The following is a 19,299-nucleotide window of genomic DNA, read 5'->3' as shown; positions in this document are numbered from 1 at the left end:
AGAAAGACCATGGTAGCGATCGATCTCAACAGCGATCTCGGCGAAAGCTACGGCGCCTGGCGCATGGGCGACGACGCCGCGATGCTCGCCGTCGTCTCCAGTGCCAACATCGCCTGCGGTTTCCACGCCGGCGACCCGGCCGGCATTTTTCGCACGGTGAAAGCTGCTGCCGAGAACGGCGTCGTGATCGGCGCCCATGTCTCCTATCCGGATCGCGTCGGCTTCGGCCGGCGCGACCTGGATGCGACCTCTGAAGAACTTATCGCCGACGTGATCTACCAGATCGGCGCGCTGAAGGGCATCGCCGCCGCGGCGGGAACCACCGTGCGCTACGTCAAGCCGCATGGCGCGCTCTACAACCGCATCGCCCATGACGCCAGGCAGGGCCAGGCGGTGATCGACGGCATCAAGGCGGTCGATCCGTCGCTTGTCCTGATGGGTCTCGCGAATGCCCCGATCCTCGATCTCGCGCGCCGCGCGGGCCTTTCCGTCGTCGCCGAAGCCTTTGCCGACCGGGCCTATACGCCGAAGGGCGAGCTCGTCTCGCGCCGCGAGGCCGGCGCCGTGCTGCACGACGAGGCGAAGATTGCCGACCGCATGGTGCAACTCGCCCGTGAGGGCACGCTCGAAGCAATCGACGGCAGCATCATCCGCATCGAGGCGCAGTCGATCTGCGTGCATGGCGACAGCCCCGGCGCCGTCGCCATCGCCCAGGAAATCCGCCGTCGCTTCGAGGCGGAGGGCATCGCCATCCGCTCCTTCGCCGACAAGAACTGAGGGGCGGCCATGACGATCCCCACAGCCTATCTCGACCACACCGATGCCACGGCCGCCCGCAATGCGCGAAAGGCCTATCGCGACGGCCGCATCGGGCCGACCTCCGGCGTGGCACCCGGCTTCACCCAGGCCAACATGATCGTGTTGCCGCGCGACTGGGCCTTCGATTTCCTGCTCTACGCGCAGCGCAACCCGAAGCCGTGCCCGGTGCTGGACGTTTCCGATCCGGGCGTGCCGACGACGCTGCTGGCACCGGGCGCGGACCTGCGCACCGATCTGCCGCTCTACCGCATCTGGCGGGACGGCAAGCTTGCCGAGGAAACCCCGGACGCGACCGCGGCCTGGGCGGAGCGCGACGACCTCGTCGCCTTTCTGATCGGCTGCTCCTTCACCTTCGAGACGCCGATGGTGGAGGCTGGCATCGAAATTCGCCATATGACGGACAAGAGCAACGTGCCGATGTACCTCACCAACAAGGCCTGCCGCCCCGCCGGGCGCCTCAAGGGCAACATGGTGGTCTCCATGCGGCCGATCCCGGCCGCGCGGGTGGCGGATGCGGCGACGATCTCCGGTCGCTTCCCGGCCGTGCACGGTGCGCCGGTGCATGTCGGATCGCCTGCGGACATCGGCATCGCGGATCTCGCAAAGCCGGATTTCGGCGATGCGGTGCGCATCGAGCCCGGCGAAGTGCCGGTGTTCTGGGCGTGCGGCGTCACCCCGCAGGCGGCCGTGATGGCCTCCGGCGTGCCCTTCGCCATCACGCATGCACCGGGCTACATGTTCATCACCGACATCCCCGATTCCGCCTATCATGCGTGAGGGCCCATGCGCTTTCTTCCCGTCAGCCTGACCACGATCCTCGTCGAGCTCGCCGATCTCGACGAGACGCTCGCCCTCTTCGCGTCCTTGCAGGCCGAGCCCATCGACGGCATCGAGGAAATGGTGCCGGCCGCCCGCACGCTGATGATCCGCTTCCGCCCGGAAAAGGTTTCATCCGCGGCGCTTGCGGCCCGCATCGGCACGCGCGACCTGTCGGCAAAGATCGCGCCGTCGGAACATCTGGTCGAAATCCCGGTGCGTTATGACGGCGAAGACCTTGCCGATGTTGCAGACCTGACGGGCCTCAGCGTCGCGGAGGTCATTCGCCGCCACACCGAGAGCGAATTCACCGTCGCCTTCTGTGGCTTTGCGCCCGGCTTCGGCTATCTCGTCGGCGGAGATCCGGCGCTCACCGTGCCGCGCCGCAAGAGCCCGCGCACCCGCATTCCTGCCGGTTCCGTGGCGCTCGCCGGCGCCTTCAGCGGCGTCTATCCGCAAAACAGTCCCGGCGGCTGGCAGATCATCGGCACGACACCGGTCAAGATGTGGGATATCGATCGCGATCCCGGTGCGCTGTTCCAGCCCGGCTACCGCGTCCGCTTCTTCGACCTCGAAAAATCCGGCAAGACGGTCAGCGTGCCTGCATCGGTGCCTCCGGGGGAGCACAGCATCGCCGCAGATGCACCGCAGTTCAAGGTGCTCGCCGCCCCGATGCCGGTACTGTTCCAGGATCTCGGCCGCTTCGGCCAGACGGGGCAGGGGGTGTCCGCCTCCGGCGCGCTCGACCGCAGCGCCTTCAATGCCGCGGGCCGCATCGTCGGCAATCCGGCGAACACGCCGGCCCTCGAACTCACCCTCGGCGGCTTCTCCTTCGAGAGCAATGTTCGCGCCGTGATCGGTCTTGCCGGTGCATCCTGTCCGGTGACGGTGCGCGATGCTTCCGGCCGCGAAAATGCGTTCGAGACCTATATGCCCATCGCGCTGGAGCCCGGCGATGTCGTGACGATCGGCCACCCTCGCAAGGGCATGCGCGCCTATCTCGCCGTCCGCGGTGGCTTCGATGTCGCGCCGGTCCTCGGCAGCGCCGCCACCGACACGCTGGCGGTGGTCGGCCCCGAGCCGGTGACGGCCGGGACCGTGCTCGCGCTGAAAGACCGCAAGGACGGCCTCACGAGCGTTTCCACCCACGAAATCCCCGCCTTCGACCTGCCCGCCGCCGGCGATGTGGTGACGCTCGACGTGGTGCTCGGCCCACGTACGGACTGGTTCACCGACAAGGGCATCGAGACGCTGACCGCGCAGCTCTGGCAGGTGACGCCGCAATCGAGCCGCGTCGGTATCCGCCTTGCCGGCGAGACTCCGCTCGAGCGCAAGGACAGCGCCGAATTGCCAAGCGAGGGCACCGCGACCGGCGCGATCCAGGTGCCGCACAGCGGCCAGCCGGTGCTGTTTCTCGCCGATCATCCGCTGACCGGCGGTTATCCCGTCATTGGCGCGGTCGCGGAATATCATCTGGATCTCGCCGGCCAGATCCCCATCAACGCCAAAATCCGCTTCCGCCCGATCGGCCCCTTCGCCGACATCGACGCGCCCCGATAATTCCGAGGAGGAGTGCCATGAAGAAAGTGCTGATTGCCAATCGTGGCGAAATCGCCGTCCGCATCCTGCGCGCCTGCCGCGACCATGGTCTCCAGTCGGTGGCGGTTTACGCCGATCCGGATGCGGATGCGCTCTTCGTGCGCCTTGCCGACGAAGCCTACGGGCTCGGCGGCGTGCGCCCGGCCGAAACCTATCTCGACATCGAAAAGCTGATCGCCATCGCCAAACGCGCCGGCGCGGATGCCGTGCATCCGGGCTACGGCTTCCTCTCCGAACGCGCGGAATTCGCCAAGGCCGTGCAGGATGCCGGCCTCATCTGGATCGGGCCGGACCCGCATGTGATCGAGGCACTCGGCGACAAGGTCGAGGCGCGGCGAATCGCGCAGAGTGTCGGTGCCCCGCTTGTTGCCGGCAGCGACGGCCCGGTTTCCACCGCGGCCGAAGTCATCGCCTTTGCGGAAGAACATGGCCTGCCGGTGGCCATCAAGGCCGCCCATGGCGGTGGCGGGCGCGGCATCAAGGTGGCCTGGAAGATGGAGGAGGTCGCCGATCTCTACGAATCCGCCGTGCGCGAGGCGACCGCCGCGTTTGGCCGCGGCGAATGTTTCCTCGAACGCTTCCTCGACCGGCCGCGCCATATCGAGGCACAGGTCATCGCCGACAAACACGGCAACGTGCTGGTGCTCGGCACCCGCGACTGCTCGGCCCAGCGCCGCAACCAGAAGCTCATCGAAGAGGCGCCCGCGCCCTTCCTCTCGACCGAACAGCGCGAGAAGATCCATGCCGCGGCAAAGGCGATCTGTGCTGCCGCCGGCTATTCCGGTACCGGCACGGTGGAGTTCCTGCTCGGTGCCGACGGCACGATCTCCTTCCTCGAGGTCAATACCCGTCTTCAGGTCGAGCATCCGGTGACGGAAGAAACCACCGGCATCGACCTCGTCATCGAACAGTTCCGCATCGCCGAAGGCCTGCCGCTACGCGTGCTCGAAACGCCCGCACCGCGCGGTCATTCCATCGAGTTCCGCATCAATGCGGAAGACCCGGGCCGCGGCTTCCTGCCGACGCCGGGCACGATCACCGTCTTCGATCCGCCGTCCGGTCCCGGTGTGCGCGTCGACAGTGGTGTCGTCAGCGGCTCCAGCATTCCGGGCGTGTTCGATTCGCTGATGGCGAAACTGATCGTCACCGGCGCAACGCGTGACGAGGCGCTGCGCCGCGCCCGCCGTGCGCTGAAGGAATTCCGCATCGAGGGCGTGGCGACGGTGCTGCCGTTCCACCGCGCGGCGATCGACACCGAGGATTTCATCGGCACCGACGGTTTCAAGGTGCACACCCGCTGGATCGAGACCGATTTCGCCGCCATGCCGGACGCCATGGTGCGGCCGGCGCCGGCGGCCGATCCGTCGCTGATCCGCACCCACCTGGAAATCGACGGCAAACGCGTCGCACTGGCGCTGCCGAGCCTGCTTCTCGCCGGTCTCGGCACGGCGGCTCAGGGCGCGGCACCCGCCAGCGGCAAGCCGGCCGAGGATGGCATCGCCGCCCCGGTTTCCGGCACGCTGCAGAGCTTCAAGATCGCCGATTGCGCCACCGTCGCCGAGGGCGAACTGGTGGCGGTGATGGAGGCGATGAAGATGGAAACGCAGGTTCTCGCCCCGAAGGCCGGAAAACTGCGCCTCCGCGTCAAGGAAGGCGAGTACCTGCAAGCCGGCGACACGCTGATGGTGTTCGAAGGCTGATGTCTTTGGATTTACCGTCCCGGATCAATAATCCGGGGCGGTGCCGAAGACGAATTCGCAGGGCGTGTGCGCCATGTTGAAATATTGGTGGTCGAAGCCGGCGGGGATGTAGAAACCGTCGCGCGGGTTGAGCTCGAACCAAGCCTGGCCCTCGGCATCCGGGATATGGATGTTGAGCACGCCGGAGACGACGTAGAGGCATTCGTCGCCCTTGTGACGCTCGATGCGCGTGCGCTTGCCGCCGAGCACCGTCGTCTTGCCGACGGTCAGCTGGTCCGTCGCGCAGTAGAAGCCGGTATAGGCGCCCTGCGTTTCCGCATCGAGGCTGAACAGGATTTCGGAGTCCCGCATCGGATGGATCGTGCGAGCCTTCTCGCGTGCCGCGGCCTCCATCGGCCAGCTCCCCAGATATTCCTGCTGGATGTAACGGTTTTCAGATAGAAGCGGCTTGGTGCGGGCATAGGGGCCGGACGTGCCCTTGGCCGGCGGCGGGGCGAAGAATTCGAGCACGCGCACCTGCTCCTCGCCGAGATTGAAGCCGTGGTGCCAGGTGTCCTTGCGGAAAAACAGCGCCTCGCCCTGCTTGGCGACGCAGACTTCGCCGGTTTCGGGATTGGCGAGGCCGAGCGTGCCGCTGATCACATAGAGCAGTTCGTCCGCGCCAAAAATCGTGCGGAAGGCGTCGGTGTGCTTGAAGCAGCCGCCCGGCTGCATGCCGAAGACGATCTGGTGGATGTTTTCCGTCGAGGCATAGATCCAGTCGTCGACGAGGCCGGCATTTTCCTCGCCCCACAGATGGCGCGTGACGCCGGCATAGGGAATGTGGCTCGGCCGGTCGAAGACGGGACGGGGGGAAGGCTTGTAGCCCATGGAAAACTCCTTTGTTTCAAGGCGATGAAGCGGGACGGGTGCGGGCGATCAGCCGCTCGATGACGGCCTGCTTCATGGCGGGGTCGAGATGCATGACGTTGAAGACCTCCGCCATCCACATGCCTTCCATGGCAAGCCGGATGATCGTGGCTTCGACCGGGTCGAGGCCGTCCTTTTCGACGGCGGCCTGGCAGCGGATGTTCTGCTGGTGGACGATTTCGAGAAGATCGGGAAAGTTCGACAGTGCCGCGGTGATGCTGGCGCCGAGGCGGTCGTACTGGTCGCCGGTGCTGGCGGCGTCGCCCATGGTGGCGGCGACATAGGCGCGGGTATAGCGGCCGTGCGGCTCGGCATCCGTGCCCTCAAGCCCGGCAAGGCCGGTCTCGAAGCGGTAGACGAAGCGCTCGACCATGGCGCGCACCAAGGCATCCTTGCTGGCGAAGTGGTAGAGGATGCCGCCCTTGGAGAGCCCGGTCACCTCCGCCACCTTGTCGAAGGTCAGCGTCGAGACGCCGTCCTTGACGACGATCTCCTCGGCGGCGGTGAGGATGCGTTCGCGCGCGGAGCCACGTTTTGCCATGTCGATACCCATGCTGTTGCCAATCTTCCCGCTATAGCTGCGAACTCTCGCGCAGGCGACCGACGATATCCGCCATCAGGGCGAGGTCCTGGCGGGAATCGTCGAGCGTCGTCTTCGGCGTCGTGCCGCTCACGAGATGATCATGGAAGGCGCGCAGCTCGATGGCGAAGGGATCGGTGTAGTTCGGGCCAAAAACCCGCGTTTCGGTCTCGGTGTCGGTTGAGTCAGTCACTTCCAGCGAGGTCGGCAGGTTGCGGATATAGGGCGTGTCATAGCCGAAGCTGAGGCGGCGGCGGTCGGAATACACCTCGATGCGGGCGTCGAAGCGCGCGACATTGTCGATCAGCGCCTCGTAGATGGCGGTGAAGTGGCCGTAGTCGAAGAGGGCCACGATCTGCTCGCCATTCTGCTTGTGGTGGGCGGCGATGACGCGCTGCGGCAGGCCGATCAGCTCGCGCATGGCCGAGAGGCTGTGCGAGGAAAGGCCCGTCAGCACCTGGTAGGCGCGCATCAGGCTGGGGGAGGCGTCCTTGCCGGCGACATCGCGCAGCAGCGCCTCGGTTTCCGATCGCGACTGCGCGAGGAAGGTGGCGTCGAGATCGCGGGGATAGAAGATGTTGCGGGTCTGGCGGATGAAGAACGGGCCTTCACAGATAAGGTCGCGCACGCGGACGTAGCGCAGCTCCTCGCGTGCCGGCATCATCTCCTTGGCTTTCAGGAAGCTCGGCGAATAGCGCCGCATATAGGCGACGAAGACGAGGCGGCCGGACGCGTTCGCCAGCGGTGCCACGTCGTCGATCTCGCCAAGTGTCAGGCAGGCGGGCTTTTCGAGGAAGACATGTTTGCCGGCCTTCAGCGCCAGGTCGAGATAGTGGCGATGCGTCTGGTCGGGCGTCAGGATGAAGACGGCGTCTATATCGGGTGATGCGACCAGCGCCTCGGCGCTGTCATAGGCGCGGGCGGTCGAATAGCGCTCGGCGCAATGGGCCGTCAGGCTCGGCGAGACGTCGAAGACGCCGGCAACCTCGAACAGATGGCGGTGATCGGCGAGGATCGGCAGGTGCATCAACTGGCTCACCTCGCCAAGACCGATGAGACCGACACGGACGATACGCATGAAAGAACCTTTCCTAACCCTTTACCGCCCCGGCCGTGAGGCCGGAGACGATGTATTTCTGGAAGAGCAATGCCAGCACGATCAGCGGCACCGTGACGATGGTCGAGGCGGCCATGATGGCGCCATAGGGGAACTCGTAGCGGCTGGAGCCGGAGATCAGCGCGATTGCGACCGGAACCGTGCGGTTCTCATCCGTCAGGATGAAGGTCAGCGCGAACATGAACTCGTTCCACGAGGCGATGAAGGCGAGCAGGCCCGTCGACATCAGCGCCGGCCCCATCATCGGCAGGAAGATGCAGCGCACGATCCTGAGCGGCGAGCAGCCGTCCATGATGGCGGCCTCCTCGATCTGGCGCGGCAGGCTGCGCATGAAGGTGGTCAGCACCCAGATGTTGAAGGGCAGCGTGAAGATCATATAGGCGAAGATCAGCGAGCCCAGCGTGTTGTAGAGCCCGAGCCAGCGGATCATCTCGAAGAGGCCGGAGAGCAGCGCGATCTGCGGGAACATCGAGACCGCGAGGAACAGGAACATGATGGGCGAGCGGCCGCGGAAATCGATGCGGCCGAGCGCATAGGCCGCCGCAATGGCGAGCCCGAGCGACAACGCCACGACGGAAGCGGCGACGATGAACGAGTTCATCAGGCTGCGCAGGAACACGCCGTCCGACAGGATCGCCGTGTAATTGTTGAACTTCAGGTCCGGCAGGAAGGTGACGTCGAAGATCGCCTGGCCGGATTTCAGCGAGGAGGCGATCATCCAGTAGAAGGGAAACAGCGTGTAGAGCGCGACCACGCTGAAGAGCGAATAGATCGCGATGCGGTGAAGGCGTCTGTTGGCTCTGCTGCGCACCATGTCACACCCCCAGGAGCCGGCGGTTGAGCCGGAAGACGGTCACGTAGATCGCGGTGACGATGGCGATCATCAGGAAGATCGCCGCACTTGCCGCGGAGCCGACGCCCATGTCCTGGAAATTGACCAGCACCTCGCGGGCATAGATCGACACGGTCTTCGTGTCGTCGCTGTTCGAGGAGAGCACGAAACTCAGGTCGAACATGCGCAGCGCATCGAGCAGGCGGAAGAGCACGGCGACGGCAATGCTGGGTGCCAGCAGCGGCAGGGTAAGGGCGGTGAACTGCCGCCATTCCGACACGCCATCGATCGACGCGGCCTCGTAGATGCTCCTCGGCAGCATCTGCAGCCCGGCGAGGATGAGCAGCACCATGAAGGGTGTGGTGATCCAGACGTCGACGGCGATGATGACCGGCATGACGAGGTCCGGATTGGCCGTCCAGGCGATGCCGTTGTCGATGAGGCCCATAAGCTTCAGCACATGGTTGAGGATGCCGAACTGGTCGTGCAGCATCCATTGCCACATGCGCGCGCTGACGACGACCGGAATGGACCACGGAATGAGGATGACCGCGCGCATCAGGCCGCGGCCGCCGATGTGGGCGTTCAGCAGGAGCGCGATGGCGAGCCCCAGCACCGTCTCGATCGACACCGAGATGATGGTGAAAAACAGCGTGTTGCGGACCGACTGCCACCAGAGCGGGTCCTCGAACAGCGTGAAATAGTTCTCGAAGCCGATATAGTCGTAGATATCGGGCTCGGTGAGATAGGCATCGGTGAAGGAGAACAGGAACGTCCGCCCGAGCGGCCAGAGCGCCACGGCGAAAAGCACGACGAGGCTGGGTGCCAGGAACAGCCAGGCCGTTCGCGCCCGCATCGCATTGAGGCCGATGCGCATCGTCGTCATGTCAGGCCCTCCCCGGAAGAAGCGCGCGGTCGTCCTTGCCGAACAGATGTGCGCGCTCGTGTTTCCAGCCGACGAGGGTCGCGGCGCCGGGCCGGATATCCGGCTTGCCCTGCGCCTTGACGACGATCGACCGGCCATCACCGACATTGAGATGGACGAGGGATTCCCCGCCGAGCGGCTCGACGAGCAGCACCTCGGCCTCCAGTGTGGCATCGCCGCCGCCGAGCATCAGGTCCTCCGGCCGGATGCCGAGCGTGACGTCGCCGGCATAGTCGTGCGCCGCAAGGTGGTGGCGTCCGCCGGAAAGCGACAGCACGCTCTCCTCGCCTTCGCGGGCCAGCAGGCCCGGCAGAAAATTCATGCGCGGCGAGCCGATGAAGCTGGCGACGAAGCGGTTGGCCGGGCGCTCGTAGAGTTCCATCGGCGTGCCGATCTGGGCGATGAAGCCATCCTTCAGCACGACGATACGGTCGGCGAGCGTCATCGCCTCCATCTGGTCGTGCGTGACGTAGACGGTGGTGGCCTTCACCTCGCGGTGGATGCGGGCGATTTCGACGCGCATCTCCATGCGCAGGTCGGCGTCGAGGTTGGACAGCGGTTCGTCGAAGAGGAAGAGCTTCTGCTGGCGCACGAGGGCGCGGCCGATGGCGACGCGCTGCTGCTGGCCGCCGGAAAGCTGTGCCGGCCGGCGCTCCAGCAGGTGGTCGATCTTGAGGAATTTCGCGGCCTTGGTGACGCGTTCGCGGATTTCGGCAGCAGGAAGCCGGGCGGTCTCCAGCGCGAAGCCGAGATTGCGCTTGACATTCATATGCGGATAGAGCGCGTAGGACTGGAAGACCATGGCGATGTTGCGCCTGGCCGGCGGCGTCTCGTTCATGCGGTTGCCGGCAATGCGCAGCTCGCCGTCGGAAATTTCCTCCAGCCCGGCGATCATGCGCAGCAGCGTGGACTTGCCGCAGCCGGACGGGCCGACGAAGACGACGAACTCGCCCTCGGCGATCGCGAGGTTGAGCTTGTCGATGATGGTCAGCGCGCCGAAACGTTTGACGACGTTGATGAGATCTATACCGCTCATGGCCGTTCCATCTTGCTGATTGTCCTGTGGGCCAGCGCCGCCACGCCGATAGCGCAGGCCGTGTCGCCGATGAGGCTCGGCACGATCGGCGTTTTTCGCGCGCCCTCGGCCCAGATGAAGTCGCGCGTCAGCGCCGCGAGCCGCGGCGTCACCTTCGGATCGCTGCCGATGCCGCCGCCGAGCACGAGCACGGCGGGGTCCAGCGTGTTGATGAGCTGGCCGAGATAGGAGGCGAGCGAGAGCAGCGCGTTCGCCACCATCTCCGCCGCCCGTGGATCCGCGGCCTCCGCTTCGAAAAGCGAAAGCGCCGTAGCGCCCGGGCTGCCGGTCAGTGCGCCGTAACGCTCACCGAGTGCCTTGCCGCCGGCGAAGAGTTCCAGATTGTGCCGCACCGCGCGGTCGCGCGCCGGGCCGTCGAAGGCGACGAGATCGCTGCCGGAAAAATGGATGGCGAAGCCGCGGGCACCCTCATAGGGCGCGCCGCCGATCACCAGCGAATGGGAAAGGCCCGTGGAAATGGTGACGTAGACGAAGGGATCGATGCCCCGGCCCGCACCCATCCAGCCCTCCGCAAACGCCGCGGCCCGCACATCGCTGTCGATGTGCAAAGCGCCGAAGCGGCCGAGGCGGGCGCGATAGTCGAGGCCGCGCCAATCGAAGTTCCAGGCCGAGGCCGGCTCGCCGTCGCGCGTCACCAGTTCCGGCAGGCAGATGCCGAGTGCCGCGGCGTCGAGCGCTTCGCTATCCGCACGCGCCCGCATGGCCGCCGCGAGGTCGCAGACGAGATCGAGTACCGCGCCGCCGCCATCCTGGCAGGGCGTCGCCTCCGTGCGCTCGGCGACGACGGCGCCGTCCGAAAGGCGCACGATGCAGGCCTTCGTCTTGGTGCCGCCGACATCGATGCCGATCGCGTGGCGTGTCATGGGTTTCCCCCGGCGGCCGCGTCTGCATGCAGTTCGGCGTTTCGGCATTCGACGGCGATGGTCGCCGGCCAGTGGGGATCGTAAGCCGATGCCGTCGAAAGCCGCCGGAAGGCTTCGCGTTTTCCCGCGCCCCAGACGATCATCGCGACCGCCTTCGAGAGCGTGGCGATGGAGCCCGTGCCGATGGTGAGGCCGTGGGTCGGCACCTCTTCGAGCCCGCGGAATTCCGGGAAGGTCGCGAGATTGTCGCGCCGTGTCTGTTCGGCAAGCGCGACTATGCGCGAGCGGCTGTCGCGGGCCGAGCCCGGCGGGTTGAAGGCGATATGGCCGTCGCCGGCACCGGAAGCGAGCAGGAAGAGATCGATGCCGCCGAGGCTTTCAATCTCGGCGTCATAAGCTTCCGGTTCGGCGAGGGAGGGCATGCGGAAGTTCGCGTCCGGCATCCGAAACGCCGCGGGCAGTGCCCGGTTGATCCGCCCGACGATCTCCCGCTCGCCAAAACCGCGGCAGGAATAGTGGGCGGAAGCGAGCGGCGGGGAGAGGCCGGCGGGGCCGGACAGCAGATATTCGTCCATCATCGCGACGATCAACCCGGAGCAGTCGACGGGATTGGCAGCAAGCTGGCGTTCCAGCGCCTGATAGACCGGCATCGGGCTGCGCCCGCCCGGGCAGCCGAGCACATAGGGCCGGCCAACCGCGTTGGCAGCGCGCAGTTCCGTAAGAATGCGGGCGGCGAGATGCTCGCCGATCGTCTCGGGATTGTCGTGGATCACAACGTTCATCGACCGGCCCGCCCCTGAAGCAGAGAAGAGACGAAGGCGTAGTTCCTGGCGGCGATCGCCTCCGGCGTCTCGGGATGTTTCGGCGCAAGGTCCTGCTCGATGACCAGCGGGCCATCGTAGCCGTGCGCCAGCAGGGTCGCCATGAAATCGGCGATGTCGACCACGCCGCGGTCGAGATCGGTCATGATGCCGTCCTCGAAGGCGCGGTCGCAGTGGATGTTTTCCGCCAGGACCTTCTCGCGGAACGCACCGTCGACATTCTTCAGGTGGATGGAATTGATGCGCGACTGGTGACGCAGGAAGAAGCTCTTGGGATCGGCCTTCCAATAGGCGTGGTGGCCGGTGTCCAGGCAAAGGCCGACCAGCGCCGGGTCCGTCTCGGCCAGCAGCCGCTCGATCTGGTTTTCATGCTCCACGCAGGTGCCGACATGCGGGTGGAAGCTGAATTGTAGGCCGTGTTCGCGGGCGATGCCGGCAGAGAGCATGGTGAGCTCGACGACGGTGCGCCAGCCGCTCTCATCGACGACGCCCATCCGGTCTTTCGGATAGAATTCCGACTCGTCCATCAGGATGAAATGCGTGCCACCGATGGCGGACAGCAGGGCGCAGATCTGGTGCGTCCTGTCTGCCAGCGCCGCAGCCGTATCGGCGTCGGCCAGCGTGTGGACATGGGCCGCCGCGACCACGGAGAGGCCGCGGCGGTCGAGTTCGTGCGAAAGCACCTGCGGGTCGGTCGGGAAATAGCCGTAGGGGCCAAGTTCGGTGTGGCGGTATCCGGCCGCGACGATGCGGTCGAGATAATCGGTCCAGCCGAGGTCGTTGCCGGTGGGCCAATAGACCCCCCAGCAGCATGGTGCGATCGCGATATTCACTGTCTTTTCCTTGACCTGTTAAGCTTACCAGCCGCGCTTCTTCAGCCGCTCCAGATCGCTGCTGACCTTGGCCAGCGCCTCTTCAGCACCCTCCTTGCCGCTCAGCACATTGTGAACGCCGTTGAAGATGCGCTGCGACACGCGGTTGTAGGAGGCACCGGTCACCTGCGAGGGGCGGGAGGCGCTTTCGGCGTAGGCCTTTTCGGCAAAACGCAGCGCCGGGTTCGCCTTCAGGATTTCCTCGTCCTGGTAGAGCGCCTTCAGCGTCGGGCTATAGGCCTGCAGCGCGCGGCGCTTCTGCTCCTTGGCACCCGTGAGGTAGCGCACGAGGCTGACGGCCGCGTCGGTATCCCCGGCATATTTGGAAACGCCGAGCAGGCCCGCACCGTAGCAGCCGCTCGATTTTTCACCTTCCGCGCCGACCGGCAGCGCCATCACGCCGACCTTGCCGGCAAGCGTCGAGCCTTCGGCCTGGCTGGTGCCCCAGACATAACCCCAGTTGCGGTGGAAGACGGACGTGCCGGCCTCGAAGACCCCGCGCGAACCTTCCTCGTCGTAGTTCAGCACGCCTTCCGGGCTGATGCCGCCGATCCAGGACCGGGCGAGGTCGAGGGCCGCGACGGCCTTGGGATTGTTGGCGGTAATCGTGCCGTCCGGCGCGATGAACGTGCCGCCGCCATAGGAGGCGACCCATTCGAGCGCGTCGCAGGTCAGGCCCTCATAGGCGCGGCCCTGCCAGACATATCCCCACATGTCCTTGGTGCCGGCGGCGCGTTCCTGTTCCTGGATGAATTTTGCCGTCTCGGTCAGTTCCGCCCAAGTCTTCGGTTCGGCCTTGCCGTATTTTTCCAAGAGGTCCTTGCGGTAGAACATCAGGCCGGCATCGACGAACCACGGCATGGCGAGCAGCTTGCCATCGATGGTGCTATCGGCGAGCGCGGATTCGAAATGCGCCGAAAGCTCTTCCGCCGGCACCTTTTCCTTGAGGTCTATGAGATGGGCGGCGAGCGCGCCGACCCAGATATTGTCGAGCGTCAGGACGTCGATGTCGCCGGATTTTCCGGCAAGAAGCTGTTGGTAGAGCGGCAGCGCCTCGCCCCAGTTCGCCGGCATCTTGTTGATCTTGACCGTGTTGCCGGTCTCCTTCGCCCAGGCCTCGGAGGCCGATTGGCAAAGTTCCAGCTCGGCGCCGGCCGAACTGCAGAAGATCGACACTTCCGCCGCAGCCGCAGAGCCGCCCCACAGGACGGCGCCAGCGAGCGCCGTCGTTCTCAGAAATCCATCCCAATGCACTGTGCTTCCTCCCACACCGCGTTAAGTTCGCAAAATTACTATACCGTCTGGTCGGTAAAGTAAAGCGGGTGAAATTGCCCTGTGGAAACCCGGCGCTCAGGCCGCGTCGCCCAGCCGGTGCCGCAGGCTCATGCCCACCATCACCATGCGTGCTGCATCCTCCGCCGCGCGGGAAAGCAGTTTTGGCGCGGAGGAAATGGCGTCTTCCAGCGAGCAGGGCCGGGTGAGGATCGAGGCGAAGGCGTCGATGCCGTGCGCGAAATTGAGCCGCACACCCTTGCCGATGGTGCCGGCAAGCGCGATGACCGGAACGCCGGCGCGTTTGGCGCGCTGCGCCACCTCCGCCGGCACCTTGCCGAACGGCGTCTGGCCATCGAGGCTGCCTTCCGCGGTGATGATGAGATCGGCCTCCGCGATGAACCGGTCGAGCTCCAGATATTGCATGACGATGTCGTAACGAGGGTGCAACCTGCCGCCGATGAGGCCGAGAATAGCCGCACCGAGCCCGCCGGATGCGCCGGAACCGGGCGCCATGCCGATGTCGAGGCCGGTGGTGCGCAGGATCGCGGCCGCGTAGGTCTCCATGGCGGTGGCCAGGACCTCCACCTGCGCCGGCGTGGCGCCCTTCTGCGGCCCGAAGATGCGGGCGACGCCGCGCTCGCCCAGCAGCACATTGTGCCAGTTGACGGCGGCATCGATGCGCACGCCGGCAAGGCGCGAATCGCGGCCGCTGATATCGATGGTGGCGAGACGGGCCAGCGCCGCGCCGCCGCGGGGCAGGAGATCGCCCTCTTCGTCGAGCAGCCGGATGCCGAGCGCTTCGGCCATGCCGGCGCCACCATCGTTGATGCCGCTGTCGCCGCAGCCGAGCAGGATGCGGCGGGCACCCTGGTCGAGCGCTGCGCGCACCAGTTCGCCGACGCCGTAGCTCGTCGTCAGGCAGGGATTGCGCCGGTCGCGCGGTACCAGGCTGAGGCCCGCAGCGGCGGCCATCTCGATGACGGCGGTCGGTTCGCTGCAACCGCCGAGGAAGCCGAAATGCGCTTCGACCGGGTCATTGACCGGGCCGGTCACCGTCAGGTGGTGAAGGGTGCCGCCGGTGGCCTTGACGAGGGCCTTGGTAAAGCCCTCCCCGCCATCGACCATCGGCGCCTTCAAAATGGTGGCGCCGGGAATGGCGCGCAGGACGCCGCTTTCGATGCAGTCGGCAGCCTGATCGGCCGACAGGCTTTCCTTGAAACCGGAGGGGGCGACGAGAACCGTGAAAGACATGGGGACGTTCCTTTTACTATGACAATCCTGTGACAGGGGAGGAACGGGACGGTCCGGGATCTATTCCGGCAGAACGGAAATAAATTTAGCCGACTAAATAAAAAGGCCGCACGTGGCGGCCTTTTCCTGTCTGTCTGCGCGGCTCAGCGCAGCGGCATGCCTTGCAGCGGCCAGACGATCGTTGCGAAGATGATGAGCAGTGCCACAAAGGGCACGACAAGCAGACCGGCGAGGCGGAACAGGTCGGCCTGTCCGAAGGGCGGCGGGTCCATTGCGCCGAACAACGCCACCGGTTTGGCGGAGACCATCAGCGTCTGGCAGAAGCCGCTCGCCAGCGTCACGACCATCACCAGATTGAGCGGATCGACGCCGAGGGCGGCGAGCGGCAGCGCGAGGGCCGGAATGAGCACGGTCGCCCGCGCCGTGCGCGAGGTGATGACGAGGTGGGAGAGCGTCGCCACGACGGCCGCGAAGCCGATGACGAGCACCGGCCAGGCCGCGATGCTTTTGCCCGCAAGGCCGACGACCCGCTCGGCCAGCACCTGCGCCGTGCCGGTCTGGAGCAGCGCCTCGCCGATGACGAGCGTGCCGGCGAGGAAGAGCAGGAGGTTCCATTCCACGCCCTTGAGGGCCGCCTTAAGCGACAGGCCGGACACCCGTTCGTTCGCCAGCAAAAGGGCGGCGGCGATGCCGATGAGCGGCATGCCGATGCCGTGCAGGGGCTGGGCGGCGAAGAGCAGGATCATTGCGCCGGTGATGGCAAGCACGCTCCATTGCTGGCGCGTCAGCGGGGTCGGGGCCTCGTCGGCGCCGCGCTCGGCGATCGTCATCGCCCGCTCGTCGCCGGTGAGGAAAAAGCGCAACAGCACGGCGCAGGCGAAGAGCGAGCACAGCAGCGAGAAGGGGCCGGCAAGCGCGATCCAGCCAAGGAAATCGGGGCTCTGGCCGCGCAGGCGCTCCATCATGCCGGCCGCGACGAGATGGGCGCCGGCGCCGATCAGCGATGCGCCGGCCGAAAGCAGGATGACCGAGGGGAAAAGCAGCGCCAGCGCCCGGTTGACCCGTGCATTGCCGATTGCCGCCGCAAGGCCGATATAGACCGGCGCCAGCATGGCGGCGCGCGCCGAGGTCGACGGAATGATGAAGGCGGTGGCGAAGATCAGCAGCGTCAGCGTCCAGAACAGGCCCTGCACGGTGGCGAGCCGGGCGAGCAGCCGGCGGATGACCTGCTCGATCACGCCGACCTGCCGCAGCACGCCGGCCACCACGAAGGCCGCCAGCATCAGCCAGACGATATCATTGCCGAGCGAGCGGTAGAGCACATCCTCATCGATCGCGCCGACGACCGGCAGGAGGGCCGCACCCGCCAGTGCCACGGGCGTATCCGGCAGGTCGAGGATGGTCCAGGCGGTAATCGTCGCGACGAAGACTGCAAGTGTGAGCCGCATGTTCAGGGTGAGGCCGTCGATCGCCAGGAAGATCAGCATGGCGCTGAAAGCGAGCACGATCGCCGCGACGATCTGTTTGACGCGGGCGAGCGGCATGCTCGGCTCGGTGATCGGAGACGGTTCCCCACGCCGGTCGGCGTGGGGTCCGGGAGGAACGATTGCATATAGGGCCACGATCGCCCTCCTTTCGGTCATTCAGGCTGCGGCTCAATCGTCGTCGGACGACGAGTTCGAGGAACCGTTCGAGTTCGAATTCGAGTTGCTGTTCGAATTGGAGTTCGAGTTGGAATTGCTGTTGCTGTTGCTGTTGGAATTCGAATTCGAATTGGAGTTGGAGTTGCGGTTCGAGTTGGAATTCCGCGAGGAATTCGACGAGCTGTTGGAATTGCGGTTCGAACTCCAGCCGCCGCGGCGATCGTCGTCGCGGTCGCGGCCGTAGCGGGCCTGGCTCGCCTTGCTGGTGCGCGTCATCTTCTGCAGGAAGCGGTAGACCGGGTCGTCGGCGACGGCCGGTGCGGGTGCCGCGGCACCGACCACCAGGAACGCGCTCAGAATTGCGATGACCTTCTTCATGACGTTTCTCCTTTGAGTGGCAGCCTCGTTGGCTGCGATGGAGAAACGGCGGCGGGCGATGCTTATTCCCGATAAAATGAAAATAATTTCAATGGGGTAGGATGTTTCCATGGCGCACGCGGCATCGCCGCCGCTACGAGGAGCAGCGACGGTCAAGGCGGTTTGTCGGGGTTGAAAACTATCGCTGGGCGCGGGCGAACTTGCGATACCAGCCGTCGGCGGCGAGCGTCTTGCGCAGGATCGTCTGGCGCACGTTGCCCTCCGGCGCGCTTTCGGCGCGGATGTCCGCGTCGAGGTCGGAGGCATCGCGGCGGAAGGGGATGACCTGGACGATCGGCGTGCCGCGTTCCAGCATATGCAGGCCGTCCTCGCCGGTGGCGAAGAAGGGGAAGTGGATTTCCGACTGGTAGGTATCGGTATCGACGACGCCGGCGACGACCTCGAAGACGCCGTTCGGCCGGTTGAGCGGCGGCACGAAGAGGCAGCTCCAGCCGGGCGGCGTGCGGATGGTCCAGTAATTGTGGAACTTGCAGGGCGGCAGCGGTTCGCGCGGATTGCCGGCGACCTGGTGGCTGGCATGGTTGCTGACGAGCGTGCGGTCGAAATCCCAGCCGCAATCGACCGTCTTGCCACCATCGGAGATTTCCATGCGCACGCTTGCCGCAAGCCCGATCACCCAGCCCGTCGCCATGGCGTCGAGGAAGGGCATGCAGCGCTTTACGGTGATGCCGCTGTTTGTGGGCGAGACCTGCGTCTCGTCGATAGCGGGCAGTTTGCGGAACCAGTCGGGCAGCGCCGTCTTGGCGCGCACGGGGGCGGGGATCACGCCCTCGTCCTCCTTGCGGCAGAGAAAGGTCAAGCGGGGCTGCGGTTTCTTCAGAAAGGCCAGGGCCATTGCTGTTCTCCTCGTCAATCGATGGGAGAAAAACGGCGATGGACGAAGCCTATTCCCGGTGCGCGCAAAAATTTTGGCCGGGCGTCAGGTCACGCGGTAGAGCTGGACCGGCCGCTTCGGCGCGCGCTTGATGATGCCCTTGGCTTCGAGATCGAGCTGCACGGCCTTCATCCACCAGCCGGCCTTCTGCCGCTCGGGGAAATCCGTCTCCGAGAGGTGCGGCAGCAGCGCTTCCTGCGCCTGGGCGACCGTCATGCCCGGTGCCATGTCCGGCAGGGCGGCGAGAAGGGCCGCGCGCATCGCCATGTATTTCGTGCGGTCGAGCCGTTCGGTGCGGCCGGGCGTGTTGATGTTTTCGACTTCGATCTTGTCAGACATCGATTGTCCCTCCGACAGCGATTTTCGGATTGCGGAAGCCCATGGCGATCCAGGCTGCAAGGAGTTTTCCATAGAAGGCGACCGTGTGGGTCTTGAGGTTGGGAATGTCGGCCGGCAGGCCGGAGCGGTCGGCGAGGTCGCCCGTCATGGTGCGCAGCTCCGCCTTCGGCCGCTCTTCGTCCTGCCAGAGATGCAGGTAGAGGCTCAGCCAGTGCGCGCCCTTCATTTCCAGGAACAGGGGCGTGTTGCAGCAGGTGGCGACGATGCGGCGCGAGCCGGCGGTGGGGGAAAGGCGGAATTCCTTGAGGTTTTCCGTGCCGGAGAGGATGCGCACCCGGTCCTTGCGATATTCCGCGGCGGGCGTGGCGCGATAGGCGGTCAGCGTGTTCTTCGCGCCGGGAAGCGTCGCGAGCCGGCCGGCGGCGGCCCGGCAGCTGTTGCACAGGCATTCGGAAACCAGGATCGGGTCTCCCTGCACCTCAAGGCGTGTCTGGCCGCAGGCGCAGCCGATATGGGTTGTTCTGCGCATC

General features: G+C 65.9%; 20 protein-coding genes. 4 read left to right on the top strand and 16 right to left on the bottom strand.

Annotation, left to right across the window (positions count from 1 at the left end; translation table 11 throughout):
- The first annotated feature begins 9 nt into the window (after positions 1 to 9).
- From VGN93_RS22035 to VGN93_RS22020, 4 genes are read left to right on the top strand one after another with little or no spacing between them, the layout of a single operon-like run.
- Positions 10 to 777: a 5-oxoprolinase subunit PxpA gene (locus tag VGN93_RS22035; protein ID WP_327509158.1), complete on the top strand. Its 768-nt coding sequence runs from the start codon at positions 10 to 12 to the stop codon at positions 775 to 777.
- 9 nt (positions 778 to 786) lie between these two features.
- Positions 787 to 1,596: a putative hydro-lyase gene (locus VGN93_RS22030; protein WP_327509157.1), complete on the top strand. Its 810-nt coding sequence runs from the start codon at positions 787 to 789 to the stop codon at positions 1,594 to 1,596.
- Between the two features lie 6 nt (positions 1,597 to 1,602).
- Positions 1,603 to 3,195, top strand: a complete 1,593-nt coding sequence (locus VGN93_RS22025; RefSeq protein ID WP_327509156.1) for a 5-oxoprolinase/urea amidolyase family protein — start codon at positions 1,603 to 1,605, stop codon at positions 3,193 to 3,195.
- A gap of 17 nt (positions 3,196 to 3,212) precedes the next feature.
- Positions 3,213 to 4,934, top strand: a complete 1,722-nt coding sequence (locus VGN93_RS22020; RefSeq protein ID WP_327509155.1) for an acetyl/propionyl/methylcrotonyl-CoA carboxylase subunit alpha — start codon at positions 3,213 to 3,215, stop codon at positions 4,932 to 4,934.
- A 24-nt stretch (positions 4,935 to 4,958) separates the two neighbouring features.
- Here the strand turns inward: VGN93_RS22020 and VGN93_RS22015 are convergent, their stop codons facing one another.
- The 16 genes from VGN93_RS22015 to VGN93_RS21940 form a co-directional block, all read right to left on the bottom strand.
- Positions 4,959 to 5,804 carry a cupin domain-containing protein gene (locus tag VGN93_RS22015; protein WP_327509154.1) on the bottom strand — a complete coding sequence of 282 codons (846 nt, stop codon included), beginning with the start codon at positions 5,802 to 5,804 and terminating at the stop codon, positions 4,959 to 4,961.
- Between the two features lie 16 nt (positions 5,805 to 5,820).
- Positions 5,821 to 6,384, bottom strand: a complete 564-nt coding sequence (locus tag VGN93_RS22010) for a TetR/AcrR family transcriptional regulator (RefSeq protein ID WP_327509153.1) — start codon at positions 6,382 to 6,384, stop codon at positions 5,821 to 5,823.
- 31 nt (positions 6,385 to 6,415) lie between these two features.
- Positions 6,416 to 7,501 (bottom strand): Gfo/Idh/MocA family oxidoreductase, encoded by a 1,086-nt coding sequence (locus VGN93_RS22005; protein ID WP_327509152.1) that lies wholly within the window; start codon positions 7,499 to 7,501, stop codon positions 6,416 to 6,418.
- 13 nt (positions 7,502 to 7,514) lie between these two features.
- Positions 7,515 to 8,354, bottom strand: a complete 840-nt coding sequence (locus tag VGN93_RS22000; protein ID WP_327509151.1) for a carbohydrate ABC transporter permease — start codon at positions 8,352 to 8,354, stop codon at positions 7,515 to 7,517.
- Position 8,355: 1 nt separating this feature from the next.
- The gene (locus VGN93_RS21995; RefSeq protein ID WP_327509279.1) at positions 8,356 to 9,249 is read right to left on the bottom strand and encodes a sugar ABC transporter permease; all 894 of its coding nucleotides are present in this window, start codon (positions 9,247 to 9,249) and stop codon (positions 8,356 to 8,358) included.
- Between the two features lie 10 nt (positions 9,250 to 9,259).
- Positions 9,260 to 10,333, bottom strand: a complete 1,074-nt coding sequence (locus tag VGN93_RS21990; RefSeq protein ID WP_327509150.1) for an ABC transporter ATP-binding protein — start codon at positions 10,331 to 10,333, stop codon at positions 9,260 to 9,262.
- The gene (locus VGN93_RS21985; protein WP_327509149.1) at positions 10,330 to 11,256 is read right to left on the bottom strand and encodes an ROK family protein; all 927 of its coding nucleotides are present in this window, start codon (positions 11,254 to 11,256) and stop codon (positions 10,330 to 10,332) included. Before VGN93_RS21985 ends, VGN93_RS21990 begins: the two co-directional genes overlap by 4 nt.
- Positions 11,253 to 12,038, bottom strand: coding sequence for a 6-phosphogluconolactonase (locus VGN93_RS21980; RefSeq protein ID WP_327509148.1), 786 nt, complete (start codon positions 12,036 to 12,038; stop codon positions 11,253 to 11,255). The genes VGN93_RS21985 and VGN93_RS21980 overlap by 4 nt, the downstream gene beginning before the upstream one ends.
- On the bottom strand, positions 12,035 to 12,910 hold the full coding sequence (locus VGN93_RS21975; protein WP_327509147.1) for a sugar phosphate isomerase/epimerase: 876 nt from the start codon (positions 12,908 to 12,910) through the stop codon (positions 12,035 to 12,037). The genes VGN93_RS21980 and VGN93_RS21975 overlap by 4 nt, the downstream gene beginning before the upstream one ends.
- A gap of 24 nt (positions 12,911 to 12,934) precedes the next feature.
- Positions 12,935 to 14,203 (bottom strand): ABC transporter substrate-binding protein, encoded by a 1,269-nt coding sequence (locus tag VGN93_RS21970; RefSeq protein WP_327509146.1) that lies wholly within the window; start codon positions 14,201 to 14,203, stop codon positions 12,935 to 12,937.
- Between the two features lie 96 nt (positions 14,204 to 14,299).
- Positions 14,300 to 15,475 carry a glycerate kinase gene (locus tag VGN93_RS21965; RefSeq protein WP_327509145.1) on the bottom strand — a complete coding sequence of 392 codons (1,176 nt, stop codon included), beginning with the start codon at positions 15,473 to 15,475 and terminating at the stop codon, positions 14,300 to 14,302.
- 143 nt (positions 15,476 to 15,618) lie between these two features.
- Positions 15,619 to 17,019 carry an SLC13 family permease gene (locus VGN93_RS21960; protein WP_327509144.1) on the bottom strand — a complete coding sequence of 467 codons (1,401 nt, stop codon included), beginning with the start codon at positions 17,017 to 17,019 and terminating at the stop codon, positions 15,619 to 15,621.
- Positions 17,020 to 17,130: 111 nt separating this feature from the next.
- A complete protein-coding gene (locus VGN93_RS21955; protein ID WP_327509143.1) occupies positions 17,131 to 17,496 on the bottom strand; it encodes a hypothetical protein in 366 nt (121 codons plus the stop codon).
- 178 nt (positions 17,497 to 17,674) lie between these two features.
- Positions 17,675 to 18,391, bottom strand: a complete 717-nt coding sequence (locus VGN93_RS21950; RefSeq protein WP_327509142.1) for a DUF6065 family protein — start codon at positions 18,389 to 18,391, stop codon at positions 17,675 to 17,677.
- An 84-nt stretch (positions 18,392 to 18,475) separates the two neighbouring features.
- Positions 18,476 to 18,769, bottom strand: a complete 294-nt coding sequence (locus tag VGN93_RS21945) for a DUF6958 family protein (protein WP_327509141.1) — start codon at positions 18,767 to 18,769, stop codon at positions 18,476 to 18,478.
- Entirely contained in the window at positions 18,762 to 19,298 is a 537-nt protein-coding gene (locus tag VGN93_RS21940; RefSeq protein ID WP_327509140.1) for a GFA family protein, read from the bottom strand. Before VGN93_RS21940 ends, VGN93_RS21945 begins: the two co-directional genes overlap by 8 nt.
- Position 19,299: the final 1 nt, after the last annotated feature.

Origin of the sequence: Shinella sp. (genome assembly GCF_035998705.1) — a bacterium.
Classification (GTDB): domain Bacteria; phylum Pseudomonadota; class Alphaproteobacteria; order Rhizobiales; family Rhizobiaceae; genus Shinella.
The sequence above is the reverse complement of the archived record's forward strand: the minus strand, read 5'-3'. Positions and strand labels throughout refer to the sequence as shown.

Bases quoted from the DNA above. Each gene is read 5' to 3' on its own strand.
- VGN93_RS22035 (WP_327509158.1), top strand. From the start codon at position 10: ATGGTAGCGATCGATCTCAACAGCGATCTCGGCGAAAGCTACGGCGCC.
- VGN93_RS22030 (WP_327509157.1), top strand. From the start codon at position 787: ATGACGATCCCCACAGCCTATCTCGACCACACCGATGCCACGGCCGCC.
- VGN93_RS22025 (WP_327509156.1), top strand. From the start codon at position 1,603: ATGCGCTTTCTTCCCGTCAGCCTGACCACGATCCTCGTCGAGCTCGCC.
- VGN93_RS22020 (WP_327509155.1), top strand. From the start codon at position 3,213: ATGAAGAAAGTGCTGATTGCCAATCGTGGCGAAATCGCCGTCCGCATC.
- VGN93_RS22015 (WP_327509154.1), bottom strand. From the start codon at position 5,804: ATGGGCTACAAGCCTTCCCCCCGTCCCGTCTTCGACCGGCCGAGCCAC.
- VGN93_RS22010 (WP_327509153.1), bottom strand. From the start codon at position 6,384: ATGGCAAAACGTGGCTCCGCGCGCGAACGCATCCTCACCGCCGCCGAG.
- VGN93_RS22005 (WP_327509152.1), bottom strand. From the start codon at position 7,501: ATGCGTATCGTCCGTGTCGGTCTCATCGGTCTTGGCGAGGTGAGCCAG.
- VGN93_RS22000 (WP_327509151.1), bottom strand. From the start codon at position 8,354: ATGGTGCGCAGCAGAGCCAACAGACGCCTTCACCGCATCGCGATCTAT.
- VGN93_RS21995 (WP_327509279.1), bottom strand. From the start codon at position 9,249: ATGCGCATCGGCCTCAATGCGATGCGGGCGCGAACGGCCTGGCTGTTC.
- VGN93_RS21990 (WP_327509150.1), bottom strand. From the start codon at position 10,333: ATGAGCGGTATAGATCTCATCAACGTCGTCAAACGTTTCGGCGCGCTG.
- VGN93_RS21985 (WP_327509149.1), bottom strand. From the start codon at position 11,256: ATGACACGCCACGCGATCGGCATCGATGTCGGCGGCACCAAGACGAAG.
- VGN93_RS21980 (WP_327509148.1), bottom strand. From the start codon at position 12,038: ATGAACGTTGTGATCCACGACAATCCCGAGACGATCGGCGAGCATCTC.
- VGN93_RS21965 (WP_327509145.1), bottom strand. From the start codon at position 15,475: ATGTCTTTCACGGTTCTCGTCGCCCCCTCCGGTTTCAAGGAAAGCCTG.
- VGN93_RS21960 (WP_327509144.1), bottom strand. From the start codon at position 17,019: ATGCCGCTCGCCCGCGTCAAACAGATCGTCGCGGCGATCGTGCTCGCT.
- VGN93_RS21955 (WP_327509143.1), bottom strand. From the start codon at position 17,496: ATGAAGAAGGTCATCGCAATTCTGAGCGCGTTCCTGGTGGTCGGTGCC.
- VGN93_RS21950 (WP_327509142.1), bottom strand. From the start codon at position 18,391: ATGGCCCTGGCCTTTCTGAAGAAACCGCAGCCCCGCTTGACCTTTCTC.
- VGN93_RS21945 (WP_327509141.1), bottom strand. From the start codon at position 18,769: ATGTCTGACAAGATCGAAGTCGAAAACATCAACACGCCCGGCCGCACC.
- VGN93_RS21940 (WP_327509140.1), bottom strand. From the start codon at position 19,298: ATGCGCAGAACAACCCATATCGGCTGCGCCTGCGGCCAGACACGCCTT.